The 20399-nt window shown below is 62.5% G+C and carries 22 protein-coding genes; 5 read left to right on the forward strand and 17 right to left on the reverse strand.

Annotation, left to right across the window (positions count from 1 at the left end; translation table 11 throughout):
• Positions 1-7 precede the first annotated feature (7 nt).
• Entirely contained in the window at positions 8-475 is a 468-nt protein-coding gene (locus V7714_RS02570) for a hypothetical protein (protein WP_335387844.1), read from the reverse strand.
• A 119-nt stretch (positions 476-594) separates the two neighbouring features.
• On the opposite strand from V7714_RS02570, the gene V7714_RS02575 reads away from it, so the two are divergent.
• Both V7714_RS02575 and V7714_RS02580 read left to right on the forward strand, forming a co-directional pair.
• Positions 595-1503 (forward strand): LysR family transcriptional regulator ArgP, encoded by a 909-nt coding sequence (locus V7714_RS02575; RefSeq protein WP_335387846.1) that lies wholly within the window; start codon positions 595-597, stop codon positions 1501-1503.
• A 2-nt stretch (positions 1504-1505) separates the two neighbouring features.
• Entirely contained in the window at positions 1506-2399 is an 894-nt protein-coding gene (locus V7714_RS02580) for a cation diffusion facilitator family transporter (protein WP_335387848.1), read from the forward strand.
• Between the two features lie 86 nt (positions 2400-2485).
• Here V7714_RS02580 and V7714_RS02585 read toward each other — a convergent pair whose 3' ends face one another.
• The 16 genes from V7714_RS02585 to V7714_RS02660 form a co-directional block, all read right to left on the reverse strand.
• Complete coding sequence (locus V7714_RS02585) at positions 2486-4456, reverse strand: PhoX family protein (RefSeq protein WP_335387849.1); 1971 nt, start codon at positions 4454-4456, stop codon at positions 2486-2488.
• A gap of 224 nt (positions 4457-4680) precedes the next feature.
• A complete protein-coding gene (locus tag V7714_RS02590) occupies positions 4681-5976 on the reverse strand; it encodes a phthiocerol/phthiodiolone dimycocerosyl transferase family protein (protein ID WP_335387851.1) in 1296 nt (431 codons plus the stop codon).
• Positions 5977-6191: 215 nt separating this feature from the next.
• Positions 6192-6488, reverse strand: a complete 297-nt coding sequence (locus V7714_RS02595; RefSeq protein ID WP_335387852.1) for a hypothetical protein — start codon at positions 6486-6488, stop codon at positions 6192-6194.
• A 259-nt stretch (positions 6489-6747) separates the two neighbouring features.
• The gene (locus V7714_RS02600; protein WP_335387854.1) at positions 6748-7593 is read right to left on the reverse strand and encodes a sulfurtransferase; all 846 of its coding nucleotides are present in this window, start codon (positions 7591-7593) and stop codon (positions 6748-6750) included.
• Positions 7581-8522: a DMT family transporter gene (locus tag V7714_RS02605; RefSeq protein WP_335387857.1), complete on the reverse strand. Its 942-nt coding sequence runs from the start codon at positions 8520-8522 to the stop codon at positions 7581-7583. Before V7714_RS02605 ends, V7714_RS02600 begins: the two co-directional genes overlap by 13 nt.
• A gap of 178 nt (positions 8523-8700) precedes the next feature.
• The gene (ispF, locus tag V7714_RS02610; protein WP_335387860.1) at positions 8701-9180 is read right to left on the reverse strand and encodes a 2-C-methyl-D-erythritol 2,4-cyclodiphosphate synthase; all 480 of its coding nucleotides are present in this window, start codon (positions 9178-9180) and stop codon (positions 8701-8703) included.
• Complete coding sequence (gene ispD, locus V7714_RS02615) at positions 9177-9872, reverse strand: 2-C-methyl-D-erythritol 4-phosphate cytidylyltransferase (protein ID WP_335387862.1); 696 nt, start codon at positions 9870-9872, stop codon at positions 9177-9179. The genes ispF and ispD overlap by 4 nt, the downstream gene beginning before the upstream one ends.
• Complete coding sequence (gene dnaQ, locus V7714_RS02620) at positions 9869-10609, reverse strand: DNA polymerase III subunit epsilon (protein ID WP_335387864.1); 741 nt, start codon at positions 10607-10609, stop codon at positions 9869-9871. The genes ispD and dnaQ overlap by 4 nt, the downstream gene beginning before the upstream one ends.
• Before the next feature lie 15 nt (positions 10610-10624).
• A complete protein-coding gene (locus V7714_RS02625; protein WP_335387866.1) occupies positions 10625-10972 on the reverse strand; it encodes a hypothetical protein in 348 nt (115 codons plus the stop codon).
• Between the two features lie 101 nt (positions 10973-11073).
• Positions 11074-11514, reverse strand: coding sequence for a ribonuclease HI (gene rnhA, locus V7714_RS02630; protein WP_335387868.1), 441 nt, complete (start codon positions 11512-11514; stop codon positions 11074-11076).
• Positions 11511-12086 (reverse strand): GNAT family N-acetyltransferase, encoded by a 576-nt coding sequence (locus tag V7714_RS02635; RefSeq protein ID WP_335387870.1) that lies wholly within the window; start codon positions 12084-12086, stop codon positions 11511-11513. The genes rnhA and V7714_RS02635 overlap by 4 nt, the downstream gene beginning before the upstream one ends.
• A gap of 57 nt (positions 12087-12143) precedes the next feature.
• Positions 12144-12755, reverse strand: coding sequence for an NUDIX hydrolase (locus tag V7714_RS02640; protein ID WP_335387872.1), 612 nt, complete (start codon positions 12753-12755; stop codon positions 12144-12146).
• 88 nt (positions 12756-12843) lie between these two features.
• Positions 12844-13479, reverse strand: a complete 636-nt coding sequence (locus tag V7714_RS02645; protein WP_290332071.1) for a trimeric intracellular cation channel family protein — start codon at positions 13477-13479, stop codon at positions 12844-12846.
• Positions 13479-14015 carry a GNAT family N-acetyltransferase gene (locus tag V7714_RS02650; protein ID WP_335387874.1) on the reverse strand — a complete coding sequence of 179 codons (537 nt, stop codon included), beginning with the start codon at positions 14013-14015 and terminating at the stop codon, positions 13479-13481. Before V7714_RS02650 ends, V7714_RS02645 begins: the two co-directional genes overlap by 1 nt.
• Entirely contained in the window at positions 14012-14569 is a 558-nt protein-coding gene (locus tag V7714_RS02655) for a cob(I)yrinic acid a,c-diamide adenosyltransferase (RefSeq protein WP_442890319.1), read from the reverse strand. The genes V7714_RS02650 and V7714_RS02655 overlap by 4 nt, the downstream gene beginning before the upstream one ends.
• Complete coding sequence (locus V7714_RS02660; RefSeq protein ID WP_335387876.1) at positions 14566-16056, reverse strand: pyridoxal phosphate-dependent decarboxylase family protein; 1491 nt, start codon at positions 16054-16056, stop codon at positions 14566-14568. The genes V7714_RS02655 and V7714_RS02660 overlap by 4 nt, the downstream gene beginning before the upstream one ends.
• A gap of 448 nt (positions 16057-16504) precedes the next feature.
• Here V7714_RS02660 and V7714_RS02665 point away from each other — a divergent pair, with 448 nt between their 5' ends.
• From V7714_RS02665 to V7714_RS02675, 3 genes are read left to right on the forward strand one after another with little or no spacing between them, the layout of a single operon-like run.
• The gene (locus V7714_RS02665; protein ID WP_335387878.1) at positions 16505-17815 is read left to right on the forward strand and encodes a putative bifunctional diguanylate cyclase/phosphodiesterase; all 1311 of its coding nucleotides are present in this window, start codon (positions 16505-16507) and stop codon (positions 17813-17815) included.
• A 21-nt stretch (positions 17816-17836) separates the two neighbouring features.
• Entirely contained in the window at positions 17837-18718 is an 882-nt protein-coding gene (locus V7714_RS02670) for an HDOD domain-containing protein (protein ID WP_335387881.1), read from the forward strand.
• 50 nt (positions 18719-18768) lie between these two features.
• Positions 18769-20244 carry an amidase gene (locus V7714_RS02675; RefSeq protein WP_335387883.1) on the forward strand — a complete coding sequence of 492 codons (1476 nt, stop codon included), beginning with the start codon at positions 18769-18771 and terminating at the stop codon, positions 20242-20244.
• Positions 20245-20399: the final 155 nt, after the last annotated feature.

A 20399-nucleotide genomic window follows, 5' to 3' on the forward strand; every position in this document is an offset into this window, starting at 1 on the left:
GAGCAGGCTAGATATCCAGCGCCTGCCCCTGAAACAGCACCCGCTTGAATGGCCAGTGGCTGGCCAACCAGGCTCGTAGTACCGCCTCCATATGCCCCTCCAGGCCACTGGCCAGCTCGCTCTGCCGGCCCCAGAACCAGACCTCGGCCTCTATGCCCGGCGCCCCACCGTACGGTGGATCCACATACACGCAGCCCAGCAGGCGGCTGTCGTCCAGGCTCATCACCGCATAGTCGAATGAGGACCGCAGCACGAACTCATGCTGGTGCCAGCCCAGGTGCACCAGGTTCTGTTCCAGCGTCCAGTCATCACTGGGCCAGCCCCAGATATCGCCAAAGCGGGCGCGCAGATGTTCACGGCTGCTCATCACCGCATCGAAATCCTTCACCACATCATTGATGTTGATGCTGCGCATCTTCCAGCGCTCGGTGACCAGCGTTGCCGGCACCACAAACTCACGTGGCAGAAAAGCCATACCTGTTTCCTTGTCTTGCCCCCTGCAGCCTCTCTGCATGGTTGGCAGACATAGCCTAGGCCGCAAGTCGGCCAGCATCACTTATTATCAAGACATTGAATAAATCATTAGCAAAACTGATGAACCTAGATAGACAACAACTGGAAGCGTTTGCCTGCATACTCGATGAAGGCGGTTTCGAGCGCGCGGCCCAGCACCTCCACCTATCACAAAGCGCCATCTCACAGCGCCTGCGCACCTTGGAGCAGACCCTGGGCTGCGCCCTGCTGATACGCACATCGCCGCCGCAACCCACGGCGGCCGGCCACACCCTGCTGCGGCATATACGCCAGCTACGCCTGATGGAGGCGGCCGTGGCCGATCAGCTATGCCCGGCACCGGGCCGCAGCATCAGCCTCAGCGTTGCGGTAAATGCCGACAGCCTGGCCACCTGGTTCCTGCCCGGCGTACAGCCCGCTTGCGTGCGCCAAGGCCTGCTGCTGGAGGTGATGCTCGATGATGAAAACCACACACACAGCTGGCTGCAACGCGGTGAGGTCAGCGGCTGCATCACGGCCCTGGCCACACCGCTGGCCGGGGGCGTGGCAGAACCCCTGGGCATGATGGAGTATGCCTGCGTGGCCACCCGCAGCTTTGCCGCGCAATGGCTTCCCCACGGTTTGCAGGGCCTTTGCTGGCAGCAGGCTCCCGCCATCAGTTTCAATCGCAAGGACACCCTGCACACCCAATTTATCGAACAGCATTTTGGCGTAGCGGCCGCCCAGTTTCCGCGCCATCTGCTACCCTCGCCCGAGGCCTTCCTGTCTGCCATACGGCTGGGGCTGGGCTACGGCTTTGTGCCGGTATTACAGTTGCCGAACCTGGCCCATGAGGCCGAGCTGATCGAACTCGCCCCCGCGCAGCGCCAGCGGGTGATGCTTTACTGGCAGCATTGGCGGCTGGAGCCCGAAGCCGCACAGCGGCTGAGCCAGGCCGTGATGGCGGCAGGGCAACAGGCCCTTGTTCAACTCCCACACACCACGCACTGATCATGTCCAGCCCGCACCCCGCCCCCTCCGGCCTGCAACCCCGCCACCTGGCCATGCTCTCCATCGCGGCGGCCTGCCTTACCCTGGGGCTGAAGTTCTGGGCCTACCATTTGACAGGCTCGGTCGGCCTGTACTCAGACGCCATGGAGTCGTTCGTCAACCTGGCCGCCGCTATTGCGGCGCTGGTGGCGCTGACCATCGCCGCCCTGCCCGCCGACCCCGGCCACCCTTTCGGGCACGAAAAAGCCGAATACTTTGCCAGCGGTCTGGAAGGTGGTTTGATCTTCGTCGCCGCCCTGGCCATCGCGTACGAAGCCGTGCAGCGGCTGCTGCATCCCACGCCGGTGGCCCAGCTGGGCGTGGGCATGCTGATTTCGCTGGTGGCCAGCGCAGTCAATGGTGGGCTGGCTTGGCTGATGCTGGGTTACGCACGCAAGCACGACAGCATCGTGCTAGAAGCCGATGCCAAGCACCTGCTGACCGATGTCTGGACCTCGGCCGGCGTGGTAGCCGCGCTTTGCCTGCTGCTGGTGCTGCCGCCCAGTTGGTGGTGGCTGGACCCGCTGATCGCCATCGTGGTGGCCGCCAACATTGTTCGTACCGGCGCCGACCTGCTGCGCCGATCCGCCGACGGCCTGATGGACGCAGCACTGCCCGCCGAAGAGCTGGACAGCATCCGCCGGATACTGGAGCAGCAACTCGCCCCTGGCTTGGGTTACACGGGCTTGCGCACCCGCAAGGCAGGCAATCGGCGCTTCGTCGAATTCAAGTTGCTGGTGGCACCCGATATGACCGTGGCCGATAGCCATACATTCTGCGACGCACTGGAGGCGGCCATCATGGCTGAGCTGAACCGCTGCCAAGTCACCATCCATGTGGAACCGCTGACCTCCTGATCCCCTCGGTGTGGTCTTGGACGCAAAAAGGCCGGTTTCATCACCGGCCTTTTTGTCTGTACCGCCCTGTCGGCTAGCTAGCCAAACTACAGGCCAATTACCCCGCCATCGAGCTTACGCACCACCACCGTTGCCGAGCGCGGCCGGCCTGCGGGGTTGGCATCGGGCCAGGCAGAAACCGCCGTCGGCTTGGCCGGATCCGATACTTCGCTGGCGGGCTCGCCAGGATGCTGGATATTGATAAACAGCGTGGTTTGATCTGGGGTGAAACTGATACCAGTGATCTCACTGCCATTCGGGCCGGTCAGGAATCGGCGTACTTCGCCCGTTTCGGGCAACGCGGCCAGCATCATATTGTTGCCCATGCCTGCATATTCCTTCTGGTTCAGTATGCTGGTGCTGATGTCGGTCTGTATCCACAGAATGCCGCTATCCGAGAAGGCCAGGCCATCGGGGCTGCCAAACAGATCGCCCAGCTGCTTGTGGTTCTTGTGCTCTTCGGCTGCCGCGTCAGGCCGGCCGCCCATGGCAAAGATATCCCACTTGAAATCCGCTGCGGCCACATCACCGTCGCGCTCCTGCCAGCGGATGATCTGGCCGAACAGGTTGTTCTTGCGTGGATTGGCGGCATCCACCCCAGGCTTGCCCTCGGCGCCGCGCTGGTTGTTGTTGGTGAGCGTGCAGTAAACCTCACCCGCCTTATGGGGGTTGACCGATATCCACTCCGGCCTGTCCATCTTGGTGGCACCCACCAGGTCAGCCGCCAAGCGTGTCTTGATCAACAGCTCGCCCTGGCTGGCAAAGCCCTTGTCGGCCGTCAGGCCGTTCTTGCCCTGGGTCAGTTCCAGCCAGTTGCCGCTGCCATCCTCGTTGAAGCGGGCCACATACAACGTGCCTTCGTCCAGCAGATCGCGATTGGCCTTGCGGTTCTTGGGGTTCCAGGCCTTGGCGCTGACAAACTTGTAGATGTACTCGAAGCGTTGGTCATCGCCCATATAGATCACCACCCGGCCATCCTTGGCCAGGGCAGGCGTCGCCCCTTCGTGCTTGATACGCCCCAGGGCAGTACGCTTCACCGGCTTGGCAGCGGGATCATAGGGGTCGATCTCCACCACCCAGCCAAAGCGGTTGATCTCGTTGCGATTGATCTGCCTGTCCCAGCGCAGGTCGACATCGGCCCATTTATAGAGCTTTTCTTCGTCCTGCACACCATAGCGTGTCTTGTTGAAATCGTGATCCTGCTTCTGGCTGAAATCACAGAAGGCGGCGTCGAAGTTCTCTTCGCAGGTCAGGTAGGTACCCCAAGGTGTCCAGCCATTGGCACAATTGTTAAAGGTACCCAGCACTTCACGACCCGTGGGGTCGTCCTGGGTCTGCATCAGCGGATGACCAGCGGCCGGCCCCTGCAGCACCATCGGCGTCTCCAGGGTGATACGGCGAGCATAGCGGGACGGACGCACCACTTGCCAGCTGCCATCTTTCTGCTTGGCCACCTCGATCACTGATGCGCCTACCGCCGCCAACGCCTTCTTGTACTTCTCTTCAGTCATCTGCTTGTTGCCGTCAGGCGTCAGCAAACCCGGATCGATGTACTCGTGATTCATGCACAGCAGGCCATGCTTGGCTGCCCGTGAGCCCATGGGCAGCGGAAAGAAGTGCATGCCGTCATGGTGCATGCCGGCCTGCACCCCCTGCTCTGCCGCACTATTGCTGGCATCGTGCTTGAAAGCCGGCATATTGCCCTTGATACCAACAGGGTCGCCCCAGGCATAGAGCACCTCCGCCGTGTAACCCTCAGGTACCACCACCTTGTCGGCAGTCGAGAACGGCACGGACTGGAAACCCAGGGCCGTGGCCTTGCGCGGCATGGCCGGCAGCGCGGGCTTGGCCGCCAGTGCCTGCAAGGGCAGCAGCCCGGCAAACAGGCCTGCCGCCGATAGGCCGGCGCCGCCAGCCAACACGGTACGGCGGCTCAGATGGGCGTCGATCAATTGCGACAGGCTGGGATTATCCGAGCCGTTGCTGACCAGCTCGTCTTGTTTGTTGAGGTGCGACATGGTGCGCGTCCTGATCGGGAAGAAGACGCAGCACGCTAATGCCCGAGCATGACAGGACCGTGACAGATTGCACACACAGGACTACATGGTGGCTTCCTGTTGCAGACACGCCATACAGAAAACCCCGCTAAAGGCGACACCTGGCGGACACTGGAGACAGCCGTGTAGCCGCAGTACACCAGTTGGGTAACAGACAACACCGCGCGCAACCCGGCACCTGCTGGCTAGTGGCAGGCCTGCCGCAACCAGGTCTCCATATCGCGCAGGACTGCTGCCAAGGCATCGGCTTGCCAGCGGCTGCGGTCGTAGTTGATGTTCAAGCCCAGCCTGCCGGCATGGGTGGTCACGGCGGTGAACAGGGGTTGATTCGGCATGGGGAACAGCACAAAGCCCACATCGTCTAGCGCTAGCGGGTAATCCTCTTCCAGCGCCAATCTGCCGACATTGCTGACCAGGCTGGTTTGCGGGCTTGCCGCCAGTAGTGCGGCAAAACGCAGCTGCCCTTGCTCTCCCGCGCCAAGACGCGCAGCGCCAGGCATCAAACGGTAGAACAGATGCCCGTCACCACGCTGCAGGCAATGCTTGAGGTCGGCCGATAGCGTGCGCGCCAGCGTCCAGAAATCCAGGCCTGACGCCAGGCAGGCGCGGCTGGTCAACAAGGTTACGCCAAAGGCCGGGGTATCCGCCGCCAGCGGAAGGGCCAGTTGGCTGCGCAGATCCACCGGGCTGGTCAATGCCAGGGTATGGGCATCTCCATCGCCAAAACGCCCGTACAAGGCCAGCAGCTGTGCCGCGCAGATGGCGCCATGCACGGTGGTAGCCGCAGCACGCGCCCGGTGCTGCAGGCAGTCCAACTCTGCCGCATCCAGTTGCAGCGCATGCGTACCTGGCTGCAGTGCCCGGTTTGAACCACCATCGTAACCGGGCAGTTCAGCCGGTTTGCCCAACGGCCCAAACTCGGCCTTGCGCGCAGCCTTGATCGCCTGCGCCGCCGCTTCTCCCGCTTGATCCCGCCAAGCGGTGGGATAACAGGCATGCAGCGGCATTGCTGCCGGCCTGGATGGCGCCACGGCCTGTCGCTTGACCGCCAAGGCCAGCAGTTCAAGCAGCAGTGCCAGGCCAGAGCGGCCATCCGCCACGCTATGATGGAACAGCAATGCCAAGCGCCAGCGCCCATCTGACCAACGCTGCCATAGCACCCGCCACAAGGGGGCGCTATCGAGGGCGAAGGGTTGTACCACCCACTGTGCCAGCGCCTGCCTGCCGTCATCCGCCGGATAGCTGATGTCCAGTCTCACTGCGTCCGCCTGGGGTACAAATTGCAGCTGCTCGGCCGTATCAAGATGGATGGCCACATTGAGCAGCGGATGAGCCGCCTGAACAGCCTGTAACGCCGGTCGCAAAGCCTGCTCTTCCAGCACCGTCCGCCCCTCGGCATAGACGGCAAAGTTCATGGACGACACACGATCCAGCATCCAGAACAGGGACTCGGCGGGGTCCAGCGGTCGTGCGATAGACATGGTGGCAAACCTGGGCGGCAAGGCCACCACTATAACCAGCACCTGCCAGCTTGGCAGCAGTTTTGCGGTGTGCGGCGCCGGGCGCGCAGAGGGCGGCATTGCCCGTCCGACAGCCATTACTTGGCGAGCAGGTCGGCAACCCGCTCCAGGCTTGCCTTCCGGTATTCAACGATCTGAACGCAAACAGGTTGTAACCCGGCTCAAAGCGACTGCCGTCACTGCTCTGTCATCTCGTAGCTCATCTTGAGCAGACCGGTGATCAGGGTCGCCAGCACCGTCGCCAGCGTCGCCCCCGCCAACCAGGACCAATAGGGCAGCACGGGTGCCAGCAGCGACTCTGACAGCACTCCTACATTGACCAGCAGCACCAGGATAAACAAGGCAATGGCCGCAAACACCAGCAGCAAGGTCAGTTTCAGCAAGCGGCCAGCCCAGCGGTCTGCCTTCTGCGCCGCGCTCATCTCCTGCGCTATCAGCCCCGCCAGCGGGTCTATCCTGTCTGTTTTGCTCATGGCCGCCCTCTCTCCTCGCTAGTATGTAACGACCCAGACAGCATAGTCGGGCTGGCGCCAGTTGCCAGCCGCTTCAGGCGCTGACGACACTGCAGGGGCCGGATGAACCTTGTATGGCACCGCACTCACAAGACCAAGCCATGGTGGTGGCAATCGTTCAACCGCAGGCTTTGATTGGGTAGCCACTCCGTGGCGCCAGCCTAACCCACCACACGGCCCCCGCTTCCAACCGCTTGCCACTTGGCGGCAACAATCACTTTTATTCGACTCCGACAGCCACTGGCCTATCAGGACTGCTGCACCATTCGCTCCAGGAGCCCGGGTACAGCCGTGCGCCAGGTAAACCCGCCACTTCCAGCGCCAGCAGATTGTGGCAGGCCGTGACGCCTGAACCACATTGCTGCACCGTATCATGCGCATCCTGCCCGGCCAGCAAAGCCTGCCACTCGGCGCGTAGTTCGCCGGCTGGCTTGAAACTACCATCGGCCTGCAGGTTGAGCTGAAAGAAGCGATTCAGCGCGCCGGGGATATGGCCTGCCACCGGGTCTATGGTCTCGCCCTCGCCGGCATATCGACCTGGTGCTCGGGCATCGACCACGGTGAATTCGGCCCTGTCCAGATTGGCCAACACCGTATCGACGTCGACTATCCAGCCATCCTGCACCCTGGCACTCAGTTGCTGTGCCGGCAAGGTAGACGCGCTGCTTTCCATGCTGCCACCTGCGGCCTGCCAGGCAGGCAAGCCACCATCGAGCACCTGCACCGCGTCATGCCCCAGCCAGCGCAGCAGCCACCACAGCCTGGCGGCATAGGGGCCGCCGTGGGCATCGTAGGCCACCACATGGCTATCATCACCTATGCCCAGCTGCCCCAGCCGGGCCGCCAGCGCTGCAGGCTCGGGCAGCGGATGGCGGCCGTTGCTACCGGTCTTGCTGCCAGACAGGTCTGCATCCAGATGGGCGAACACGGCACCGGGCAAATGGCCCAGGGCATACGCCTCACGACCGGCCTGCGGATTCATCAGATCATGCCGGCAATCCACCAGCACCACCTTGGCGCGCCCTTGCAGCGCCAACAGTTCTGTTACGGAAATCAAGGGGGACATACAGCCTTCTCCGTCTTATCAGCACCGCCCAGGCCCAAGAACCGGGCCGGCACGGTGGCAAGTATCACGCCCAACAGGGCAAAGCCAAAAGCCAGCAACTGCATGCCGCCCAGTCGCTCACCCAGCCACCACACCCCCACCAGGGCAGCCGAAACCGGCAGCATCACGGCAAATACGCCGCCTTCGCTGGCGGGAATCGCCTTGAGCCCCGTCATCCATAGCCAGACAGTCCAGACACTGGCAGCCAGGGCGTAAAACACCAGCAGCACCCAGGTCGGGCCTGCGACCCCGGCAAAATCAAACTGCAGGGCGACATAGAAGCCCATGGGTGTCATCAGCACAAAGCCCCAGAGATTGATCAAGGCGCTGATGCGGCGCGGCCCCAGGCTGCCAGTCAGTTTCTTGCCGATAACGGCATAGGCTGCTTCGCACAGCACGGCGCCCAGTACCAGCAGGTTGCCCAACCAGGCCTGGCCATGCTGGCTGGCAGTCACTGCATGGGCCGGCTTGGCCAGTGCCAGCAGCCCTATGCCCAGGGCTGCGCAGGCTATCGCCAGCCAGATGCGCAGGCCGACACGCTCGCCCAGGAAGACCCAGCTCATCAGTGCCACCACAGCGGGGATGGCCGCCATGATAACGCCGGCCGAGACTGCGCTGGTCAGGCTGACACCAAACAGCATGCAGAGAGAGAACAGGAAGTTGCCGACAAATGACTCCAGGAACAGCAACCAGCGGGTGTGGGAGGTCATCGCCGGTTCATCTACCGGCTTCCTGAGCCAATGCAGCATGGCCAGGCCGCCAATGCCAAAACGCAGCCAGGCCAGCAGGAAAACGGGGAACACGGCCGTCAATGGCTTGGAGAGCGCAACATAACTCCCCACCAGCGACATGCTGAGGGCAAGACAGGCACAGGCGATGGTGCGATTCATGGGCGGCTCGGGCTAGTCGGTACGACGGGCCGCCCAAGGGGCGGGGTCACCGCCGATGGGCGACACTTGTACCGACGTCCTATTGTGCATCAGCCACTGCCGCTGCCGGCACCACCGCACCAGAATATAAGCCGTTACAGACAGCACCGTTGCTGCCACGCGCCAGTCTGTGGTCGGCTCAGGCCTGCAGCAGCAGGCAGACAGCCTGCGCCTCTATGCTGTCACCCGCCCCCACCGGCCCCAGCTTTTCATAGGTTTTGGCCTTGACGTTGACCTGCCCTTGCGCCACCCCCAGGTCGGCCGCGATATTGGCCACCATGGCCGGAATATGCGGCGCCATCTTGGGTGCCTGCACCAGGATGGAGGCATCGATATTACCCAGTTGCCAGCCTGCAGCCTGTACCCGGCGATAGGCCTCGCGCAGCAAGGCACGGCTATCGGCCCCCTTGAAGCTGGCATCCGTGTCGGGAAAATGCCGACCAATATCGCCCAAGCCCGCAGCGCCCAGGATGGCGTCGGTAATCGCGTGCAGCAAGGCATCGGCATCGGAATGCCCCAGCAGCCCCTTGTCGAAGGGAATGGTCACGCCACCCAGTATCAGTGGCCGCCCCGCCACCAGCCGGTGCACGTCCCAGCCCTGGCCTATACGTATGCTCATCGTGTCGTCCTTGCTTGCAGGTATAGCGCGGCCAGCGCCAAATCCTGCGGATAGGTCACCTTGATATTGCGCTCGTCGCCCACCACCAATCGGGGCGACATGCCTGCAGCCTCAATGGCGCTGGCCTCGTCGGTAATCGCCTCGCAGGCGCCCTCGGCCAAGGCCCTGCACAACACGCCATGGCGGAACATCTGGGGTGTCTGGGCGCGCCACAGACCATCGCGCGGCACCGTGCCGGCTACCCGGCAAGCCGCATCGGCACGCTTGAGGGTATCGGCCACCGGCACGGCCAGCAGGCCCCCCACACTGTCGTCCCTCAGAGCGGCAATCAGACGGGCCACATCGGCGGGGGCGATGCAGGGTCGGGCTGCATCATGCACCAGTACCCAGTCGTCTGCCGCCAGCTCGCCCGCCAGTGCCTGCAAGCCATTGCGCACGGTTTCGGCACGGCTGGCACCACCGCAGCGCAGCACGGTCAAGCGGGGCATATCCACCACCCAGGCCGGCTCGAACCAGCTGTCTTCAGCAGACAGCACCAGCACCACCTTGTCCAGCTCGGCCACCGCCAGCATGGCCCGCACGGTATGCAGCAACAGCGGTTCGCCCAACAAGGGCAGGTACTGCTTGGGCACATTGGATGCCATGCGGCTGCCCGCACCCGCTGCGGGCAGCAGGGCGACGTAGCGGCTCATGCAGCTGCTTCCGGCTTGGGCTCCAGGGTACGCCACAGGCAGCTGCCCTTGACCGCTTTATCCAGCCCGTCCAGATAGGCTGCATGTTCGGCCAGCTCGGCCGCAGTGGCTGCGCGTACCCGGAGCGGGCCTCGGGCCACCTTGGCCAGCCCCAACGCGGCCTCATGGGCCGAGCCGGTGTCGTCGGCAGCGACAAAGTCCATCAGCAGGCTGTCCTGACCACGCGTCATGCACAGATAGACTTCACTGAGCAGCTCGCAGTCTATCAGTGCACCGTGCAGGGTACGGGCGCTCCTGTCCACCTCATAGCGATCGCACAAGGCATCCAGATTGTTGCGCTTGCCGGGGAACAGCTCCTTGGCCTCTTTCAGCGTGTCGATGATGCCGCTGACGTAATCAGTGATCTTGCCCAGACCCAGCTTGCCCAGTTCCATATTGAGAAACCCCACGTCAAACGGGGCGTTATGGATAATCAACTCGGCATCGCGCACGAACTCGATGAACTCCTGGGCGATATCAGCAAACTTGGGCTTGTCGGCCAGAAAACTGGTGGTCAGGCCGTGCACATTCAGCGCCCCTTCCTCGCTGTCGCGGCCGGGGTTGATATAGCGGTGCAGGTGGCGGTCTGGCGGCGACAGCTTGCGGTTCACCATCTCGACTGCGGCAATTTCCAGTATGCGGTTGCCGTCTTCCACCCTTAGGCCGGTGGTTTCGGTATCAAGAATAATCTGGCGCACGGGGTGTTCCTTTGTTCAATCCAACGGCAGGGTATCCAGCGGCAGGTTATCGTCATAATGGTAAAGCAGCAGGTAGTCCTCCCAGCCCTCTTCGCCCGTACACATGGCCATCGAGGTGGCGCGCAAGGCATCGCCCAGGGCACCGGCACCGTAGAACGCCGCCTCCAGCAGCGGCCAGACACGGCCAGGCTGTTCGGTCTCGAACATCAGGTTCACGTAAGGGCCGTCATCGTCCCCTTCTTCACGCTGAAAACCGCTGATCAGTGGCTTGTGTACCCGCAAAGCCTCGCAGGCCGCTACCACGGCGGGGTGATCGAAGTTGGCAATGCGATCAGGCTGTATCTGTATGCAAAGAGTAGCCATGGGGCTTCCTTGATGTGTGTAGGTAGGCTAGCTGCTGAGGTGGCTCAGAAACCCGGCACCGGGCTGGCGCAGGCGCCATGCCCCCGTGCCGGGCAAGTCGATCAACGCAGGGAGTCAACCCCGCGATTGGCCAGGCTGTCTGCCCTTTCGTTACCGGCATGGCCAGCATGGCCCTTCACCCAGGCCCACTCGACCTGATGCTGGTTGCGGGCGATATCCAGCCGCTGCCATAGCTCAGCATTCTTGACCGGCTTCTTGTCGGCGGTCTTCCAGCCATTGCGCTTCCAGCCGTGTATCCAGGTCTCGATACCGTTCTTCACATACTGCGAATCCAGCCAGACCTTGACCTTGCACGGCCGCTTCAGGGTTTCCAGCGCCATGATGACGGCCATCAGCTCCATGCGGTTATTGGTCGTATCGCGCTCGCCGCCGAATACCTCCTTCTCCTGGCCTTTGTAGACCAGCAGCGCCCCCCAGCCGCCGGGGCCAGGGTTACCCTTGCAGGCGCCATCGGTATAGGCGACAACCACATCCTCGCTCATCGCTTGGCCTTCTTCGCACCGCCACTGGCCTTGGCCGCAGCCGGCTTGAAGCTGTAGCGGTACTCATCGCTCTTGCTGCCCTTGAAGTTGTCGGCATTGGGCAGCAAGGCCTCGCGCTTGAAGCCCAGCGCTTCCACCAGGGCAATCGAGGCCTTGTTACGGGTATCGATGAATATCTTGAATTCCTCGGCCATGAATGGGCCCATCAGATGCTCGCGCAGCTTGGCCACGGCTTCGGCCGCATAGCCCTTGCGCTGGTGCGGTGTGAAGATGAACCAGCCCATGCTGGCCACATTGTCTTCATCCACCGTCGCCTCCACCAGGCCGACATACTCGCCATCGGTCAGGCGCACCGCCCAGTTCAGCCACCATTCGGCGCCATCGGGCGAACTGCGGCTTTCCAGCCGCTGATAGCGTGCGGTCAGCGCCTCCAGCGAGGCGGGCGGGTTCTGTGGCACAAAGCTGAACAGGCTGGCATCGCTAAAGCCATCGTGCAGCAAGGCGGCATGCGCAGCAGTAAGGGGTTCGAGCGTCAGGCGCTGGGTGGTAAGTACAGTATTGGCTGCGCTCATGGTGTTCTCTTCAACTCTTCAAATAAAACAAACAAAAACGAAACCCCAGCCATAAAGCTAGGGGGTAACAGGGGGTTCATCCAGCAAGGTCCGATACAAGGTCATCAGCATCCCCGCGGTCGCCCCCCAGATAATCTTGCCTTCCCAATTGAGCGCGTAAGTCACCGCCCGCCGCTCCGGGAAATTCAACACCCGTTCGGTGTAATTGGCCTTATCCAGCAAAAAAGCCAGCGGCACTTCAAACGCCTCGTCCACCTCATCGGATTGCAGACGCATTTCAAAACCTGGTGCCAGCAAGCCCACCACCGGGGTCACCCGGTAGCGGGTAATCGTGGTGTACTGTGCCAGGCGCCCTACCGGCTGCATCAGCCTGGTAGCGATGCCGACCTCTTCCTCGGTCTCGCGCAGTGCTGCCACTTCCGGCGTTTCACCCAACTCCATGCGCCCACCGGGAAAACTGATCTGGCCGGCATGCTTGGCCAGCTTCTCGGTACGCTTGGTAAACAGCACGGTGGGGCCTGCAGCGTGCATGACGATGGGCACCAGCACCGCAGCGGGCGTGGTGTCATCGTCAGTGTGTACATCACCACCTGCCGGCAGCCTGACGGTATCGAGCCTATGCGCAAGCCAGTCGCGTGCGGCATCGAAATCGGGGGGCAGTATCAACATCGGTCTATTTTACCAGCGTGCAACCTGCTAGGGCAGAACACCGTTCATTATCAGACCCATAGGCAGCTGATAATAAATGCCATCACCCCTACACCTGCGGCAGCCGGAAATCGCGCCAATGGGCAATCAGCCTGATGGCCAGGCCCAGGGCAAACAGGCTCCAGATGACGGCGGCGCCCTTCCAGCCCAGGCTGTTGGCGGCATAGAGCAGGCCAGCCACCAGCATGGATACGGTGCCGTAGACATCCTTGTGCAGGATAAAGGGCACGTCGTTGACCATCATGTCGCGCACGATGCCGCCGCCTATGGCGGTGACAAAGCCCACGAACAGCACACCAAAGAAATTGAGGCCGTAATGGATGCCCAGCTCGGCACCCGCCAGGCTGAAGGCAATCAGGCCGATGGAGTCGGCGACGATAAACACCCGGTACATACCCACGCCGTAGACCTTGTGCAGACTCATGGCCCAGCTCACCAGCAAGGTGGCGGTGATGACCCAGACGGAGCTGGCATCAAAGAAGATGACCGGTATGCGATTGAGTAGGATGTCGCGTATCACCCCACCGCCTATGGCAGTGAGCAAGGCGACGATCAGCACGCCCAGCAGGTCGAAACGTTTCTTCACGCCTATCAGGTAGCCCGAGACACTGAACGCCGCCGTCCCCACCAGGAACAGCCAGTCCATATCGAACAGCAGGCCGGACAATCCTTGCCAATCCACCATCAGCCCCCATCCTGCCGGCTGGGTTGCAGACCGCGGTAGAGCACAATGTTCTCGTGCTGTTCGCCGTCCAGCTCGAATACCGTCTTGCCCAAGGCGGTAAAACCGCGTGCCGCATAGAAACTCAGCGCATCGGCATTGCCGTGGTAAACACGGAGCCACATCCCGGCGCCACCCAGCTCAGGCAGCAGCTCATCTGCCGCCTGCAACAGGGCCGAGCCCAGGCCTTGTCGCTTGAAATGGCGGGAGAGATAAAGCGTTTCCAATTCCACCGACCCGCCCTCGGCTTGCGGGCAGGGCGTTGCCATACTCAGCTTCAGGTAGCCCAGCAGGTAGCCGCGGGCTTCGACCACCAACACCCGCCGGAGCGGGTGGGCCAGCACCTGCTCGAAGTGCGCCGGCGTATAGGTATCCAGCACATAGCGGGCAATGGCAGGGTTGACGCCGTCAAAGGCATAGGTATCTAGCCATACCTGTATGGCCAGTGCAGCCAGTGATACCGTATCTTGCGGCGTTGCCGCGCGTAGCGTGTAATTCATGCTGCATTCAATCCTGGTTGCCAACACACATCGGCCTGGCCAGCGGCCTGGTTGGCGCTGCGGGCCAGCACGAACAACAGGTCTGACAGGCGATTAAGATACTGCGGCGCCAGTGTCGATACCGATTCGTTTACGGCCAACGCCACCAACGCACGCTCGGCGCGGCGGCAGACAGTACGGGCCACATGCAGCGCGGCCGCGGCACGGCAGCCGCCGGGCAATATGAATTCCTTCAGTGGCATCAGGGTGCTGTTGAACGTTGCCACATCGGCCTCCAGCCGCGCCAGATGCACCTCCTGCAGGGCAATGCGGCCAGGTATGCAGACCTCGCCCCCCAGATCGAACAGATCGTGCTGTACCCGCACCAGGCTGTTGCGCAAGGTATCAGGCAGGTTCTCAGCCAGGGCCACGCCCAGGTGGCTGTTGAGTTCGTCTATCTCACCCAGTACATGGATGCGGTGGCTGGCTTTGGATACCCGGCTACCATCCCCCAGACCGGTACTGCCGTCATCGCCGGTACGCGTCACAATCTTGCTGAGTCGGTTTGCCATCATATTCCTTGCGAGTTCAAATGCAGATTAGCTGCCGCACGACGACGGCCTGCGGCCAGTAAGCCATCCACCAACAGGGCCAGGTCTGCCTCGCTAGTACGATGATTCACCAAGGCCACCCGTATGGCCAGTTGGCCGTTGATCATGGTAGTCGAGGGCACAGCCAGTCCCTCTTCCTGCAGGTCGGCCACAATATCGGCATTCAATTGGTCCAGCTCGACTGCGGCGGCCCGGAAACGGAAGCACACCACGTTGAGCGCCACCGGCGCCAGCATCTCCAGCTCGGGCTCGGCCAAGACCCGCTGCACCAATTGCTGCGCCAACTCACAACTGCGGTCTATTACGGCCCCCAGCTTGTCTGCACCATAGACCTTGATGGTCATCCATACCTTGAGCGCCCTAAAGCCGCGTGACAGGTCCGGCCCGAAATCGGTTGGCCAGGGCCGGCCGGCAGCCAAGCCCCGCTCCTCCCGCCGCAGATAGGCCGGCTGGGTAGCAAAGGTGGCCGCATGCAGGTCGGCATCCCGTACCAGTATGCAACCTGCGTCATAGGGCACCTGTGCCCATTTATGAAAATCAAACGCCACCGAATCGGCTTCGCTAATACCGGCCAACAGGGGCCGCTTATGGGCCGACAACATGGCCAGCGCACCAAAGGCGGCATCGACATGGAACCACAAACCATGCCGGCGACTGAAGCGTGACAATGCCGCCAGGTCATCAATGGCGCCGGTATCCACCGTACCCGCACTACCCACCAGCATAAAGGGCTGCAGACCCTGTGCCTGGTCATGCTCCACGGCTGCTGCGAGTACAGCCATGTCCATCCGGTGCTGGGCATCGCACGGTATCAGCCGCAGTGCGGCCGTACCCAGGCCAGCCATATCCATCGCCCGCGATACGCAGTTATGTGCCTCAGTCGAGGCATAGGCCACCAGGGAACGCCCCTGCAGACCGTCCTGGCGCACTGCCTTACCCAGCGCACGGGTGCGTGCGACCAGCACGGCAATCAGATTGGCCAGCGAAGTACCGGTAACCAGGACACCACTGGCAGTAGCCGGAAAGCCCAGCATCTCAGCCGACCAGCGTATGACCTGCCGCTCCACCTCCACCGGGGCGTGATCCCGTCCCCCCAGGTTGGCGTTGAGCCCACCGGCCAGCAACTCGGCCAGCATGCCCACCGGGTTGCCGCCGCCGTGCACCCAGCCGACGAAGCGCGGGTGGATATTGCCGCCGATATAGGGCTGCACCAGTGCCTGGAATTCAGCATAGCTAGCCGCCAGATCACCGGCCTCTCGTGGCAGCGGCGTCTTGAATGCCTCTCGTACCTCACCCGGCATGGCTTGCCAGACCGGGCCATCGCCCACACCGGCCAGCAACGCCACCATATCGTCCACCATGCGATGCCCCAGGCTGCGGACAGCCTCCCAGTCCTGGGGGTCCAGCGTATCGGGTTTGGCGGTAAAGGGAGTGTCTTGGGTCGTACGCATGGTTGTCTGGCCGGAGCCGCGGTTCAGATGCAAGGGGGGCGAGTCTAACGCAGCCAGCGCAGGCTTTCTCATGAAATCCACCCTGCCGCCGCGCCATCGCGGTGCACAGGCCATGCACGTGCGCCACTCGCCATTATTACCACTGTAAAAACAGGACATACGGTCAGGCAAGCACTTGATTATTGCTGGTTTTATGCCGACGCTAAGAGGCCTGATATAAAAAGTCCGCCAATATTCATAATGCGCCGCCAACAAAACCCAGCCTAGCGATTCAGGCTGTATGTGCAAACGATGGCATCAAGCAATACAGCAGGTTTGCGCAACAGCCCAGGCTGGTGTGTCTGAGCGGTGTCACTGGGCAGGATCAGCCCGCCACGACGCGTGCAATCCCGACTCGGCCAGGACGTGACTGCCAGGGCGATCGACAACAACGAACGGGCGCGCGACGTTGGATACTGCTGGCATCGACCCTCTCACCGGTTTTCTGGACAGGCACGGCTGCCTGCGCAATGCAGCACGCTTGACCGAGCACGCCCATCGCGATCAAAAGCCGCTGTCGGCTATCTGGGTCAACCTGGATCGCTTCCGTAAAATCAATGGCTCGCTCGGCATGGGCGGTGGTGATGCCGTCATCGCCAAGATGGGCGACCGCCTGCGCAGCCGCAACGAGCACCGTACCCATATTGCCCGCATGGGTAGTGATGAATTTCTGCTGCTTGCCCCAGCCCACGGTTGCGAGGAGGCCGCCAGCCTGGCCAGCGAACTGCTGCAACTGATCGCCCAGCCCATGGAAGTGGGCGCCATGAGCCTCTACCCTACCTGCTCAGTAGGTGTGGCCTCGCTGGAATATGCCGAGGAAGCAGAAAGCCTGTTGCAAAGGGCCGAGCATGCCATGCACGAAGCCAAGCGCCAGGGCGGCGGCCGGGTTGTGCAGTCGGGTGACGAGCAATTACCGGGCCGCCTGGGCATCAAGCTGGCCCGCGAAGAACTCGAAGTCGAGCACAAGCTACATGCCGCGCTGCAGATAGGCGGGCTGTACCTGCATTACCAACCCATCGTCGGCTTCAATGGCCGTATCGAGGCCATCGAGGCTTTGATGCGTTGCGAACTCAATGGCGAGATGGTGCCGCCGGTCAAGTTCATCCCGGTGGCAGAAAAAACCGGCCTGGTCATCCGCCTGGGTGAGTGGAGCCTGATGCAGGGCGCCATGCAGGCCAAGCGGCTATCCGACCTGGGCCTGCCCACCAAGGTCGCAGTCAATGTTTCCCGCGCCCAGCTCACCGCCCCCAAGTTCTCCCAGGCGCTCTATGCTGCACTGCTCTGCAGCGATGTGGAACCCAGGCTGATCGAGCTGGAAATCACCGAATCGCTGTTCATGGACGTGTCCGAACTGGTGCAGTCCAATATGCGCGCCGCCATCGCCATGGGCGTCAGCCTGTCCATAGACGACTTCGGTACCGGTTACTCCTGCCTAGCCACGCTCAAGGATATTCCGGCCGGCAAGCTCAAGCTCGACCGTGCTTTCGTGGTGCCACTGCCGGAGGACAAGCGGGTGTACGCTGTGGTCAAGGCCATCAGCCAGCTGGGACGCGAGCTGGGCATGACCGTGGTGGCAGAAGGCGTGGAGAACGAGCAGCAATCCTGCGCATTGCAGGACGCCGGGGTCGATGCCATCCAGGGGTATCTGCACGCCCGCCCCATGAGCGCCGATGCCGTCACCGGCTGGCTGGATCATCAAGCCGCCCTGCTGAAAGCCTAGTCAGATGGGAACCGATCGCACATGACTACGGAAACCGCCCAACCGCCCTCGGTGGAAGAAATCTATGCCAGAACGGTGCTGGATATCGGCATACCGCCACGGCCCACCATACTGGACATACTGGCGCGCGAATTGCGCAGTGGCGAGCCCGACTTTGGCCGTATCGCCCAATGCGTCAGCGAAGACGTCAGCCTGTCGGCCGGCCTGATCAAGACCGCCAATTCGCCTTTTTTCGGCTTCCGTATCCGCGCCCGCACGGTCTCCCATGCGCTGACCATGCTGGGCATCAATATCGCCGGCAAGGCCATCGCCGGGGTGGCGTTACGCAATGCCTTCCCAGCCAGCCCGGCACTAGAGCGCTTCTGGGATGCCTCCGCCCGCATTGCCGAATACTCGGGCCATTTGGTGGGGCTGCTGGGCGTGCGTGAGGGGATACGCAGCGACGATGCCTATACCTTCGGCCTGTTTCGCGACTGTGGCATGCCGGTACTGATGCGCAAGTTCCCCGCCTATCGCGACACCCTGCTGCGCGCCAATGCCAACCCCGACAAGCGCTTCACCACCATAGAAGACGAAGACTTCCCCACCAACCATGCCATAGTGGGTTGCCTGCTGGCCCAAAGCTGGTCGTTGCCCGAGGAAATCTGCCTGGCCATCCGCCATCATCACGACTTTTTACTGATGCAGTCTGGCGCCATCAGCCTGCCGCCAGCCAGCCGGCGACTGGTGGCGCTGGCGCAACTGGCCGAGTACATACACCAGCAGCATAGCGGCATGAACCAGACCGAGGAGTGGGCCAAGCTGGGTACGGCCAGCCTCAGCACCCTGGAGCTGGGACAGGTGCAACTGGACGAGTTGGTGGCACAGGTGGCAACACGCAGCGCACAGGCAGATATCGATTAGAAACCGCCGGGCACTTCCAGTTTTGCGCCAGGCAGGCTACAACAGAGGCCATGCGCGAATACCAAGACTACGATGCCCTGGGCCTGGCCCAACTGATACAGACAGGCGAAACTACACCATCAGCCTTGCTGGAAGCCGCCATTGCCCGCTGTGAGGCAGTGAATCCAGCACTCAATGCCGTGATCGTGCCACTCTACGAACAGGCCCGCAGCCTGGCGCGCCAGCCACCATCGCAGGCACCCTTTGCCGGCGTACCCTTTCTGCTCAAGGATCTGTTGGCCGCCCTGCAGGGAGCGCCCCTGGCCAACGGCTGCCGGGCACTCAAAGGCTGGGTGCCCGATTACGACAGCGAACTGGTCAGGCGCTTCAAGGCGGCGGGGGTGGTGATTTTCGGCAAGACCAATACACCGGAGTTCGGCCTGCTGGGCTATACCGAACCCGAAGCCTGGGGGCCGACCCGTAATCCCTGGTCACTGGCCCACTCACCCGGAGGCTCCTCTGGCGGCGCAGCAGCGGCCGTCGCAGCCGGTATCGTGCCCATGGCACACGGCGGAGACGGCGGTGGCTCCATACGCATTCCCGCCAGCAATTGCGGCCTGTTTGGGCTCAAACCCAGCCGTGGGCGCATCCCCCTGGGGCCGGATTTCGGCGAGGTCTGGGCCGGTGCGGTGCAGGAAGGCGTGGTCAGCCGTAGCGTGCGCGATACCGCCGCCATGCTCGATTGCATTGCCGGGCCCGAGCAGGGCGCACCTTATGTGATTGCCGGCCCAGCCACCACCTTTGCCCATGCAGCCAGCCAACCGCCCCCCCGATTGCGCATAGGCGCCGTCTTGAGTACGCCTGACACGCCCATGCATGCAGACTGCCGCACAGCAGTTGAGACCACCATGTCACTGCTGCACGAACTGGGTCACGATGTGAAAGAAGTGACCCTACCTTACGACCATGCACAGTTGCTGGATTGCTACCTCACCATGTACTACGGCGAAACCGCCACCGATCTGCGTTGGCTGGCACGCCACCTGGGCCGACCATTGCGCCGTGGCGATGTGGAGCTGGAAACCTGGATACTCGGGCGCATGGGCGAGCAACTGCGCGCCGCCGATTTTAGCGCTGCCAAACGCGACTGGAATCTGCTCGCACGGACCATGGGGCGCTTTCACCAACAGTACGATCTGCTGCTCACCCCCACGCTGGCGGCACCGCCTACCCGTATTGGTGAACTCAAGACGCCACCCATGCAGCGCGCAGCCCTGTCGGCCATCGCCACCCTGGGTGGCATAGGTCTGCTGCGCAAGGCCATACATGAGCAAGCCTGCATCAACTTCGCCCGCATGCCCTACACCCAGTTGGCCAACCTCACAGGCCAACCCGCCATGTCGGTGCCGCTGCACTGGAACGCCGCCGGCTTGCCCATAGGCGTGCAGTTCGTCGCCGCCACCAACCGCGAGGACTGCCTGTTGTCCCTGGCTTGCCAACTGGAAGCTGCTCGCCCATGGGCACATAGGCGTCCGGTGTTAGCGTAAACGCCAGTTATACACTCAGGTAAGGCGCCGAGCGGGCGCCAAGGGAGACCCTGGCGCTCGCCGCCATACTGAGTCGGCATCCGGGGCGTTGCGATCATTTGGTAGAACACCCTGCCAGAGCTGGTCGTATCGCAGCCGGTGTAGACAAGGTTATG

This window comes from Chitinimonas sp. JJ19, assembly GCF_036961565.1.
GTDB lineage: Bacteria > Pseudomonadota > Gammaproteobacteria > Burkholderiales > Chitinimonadaceae > Chitinimonas.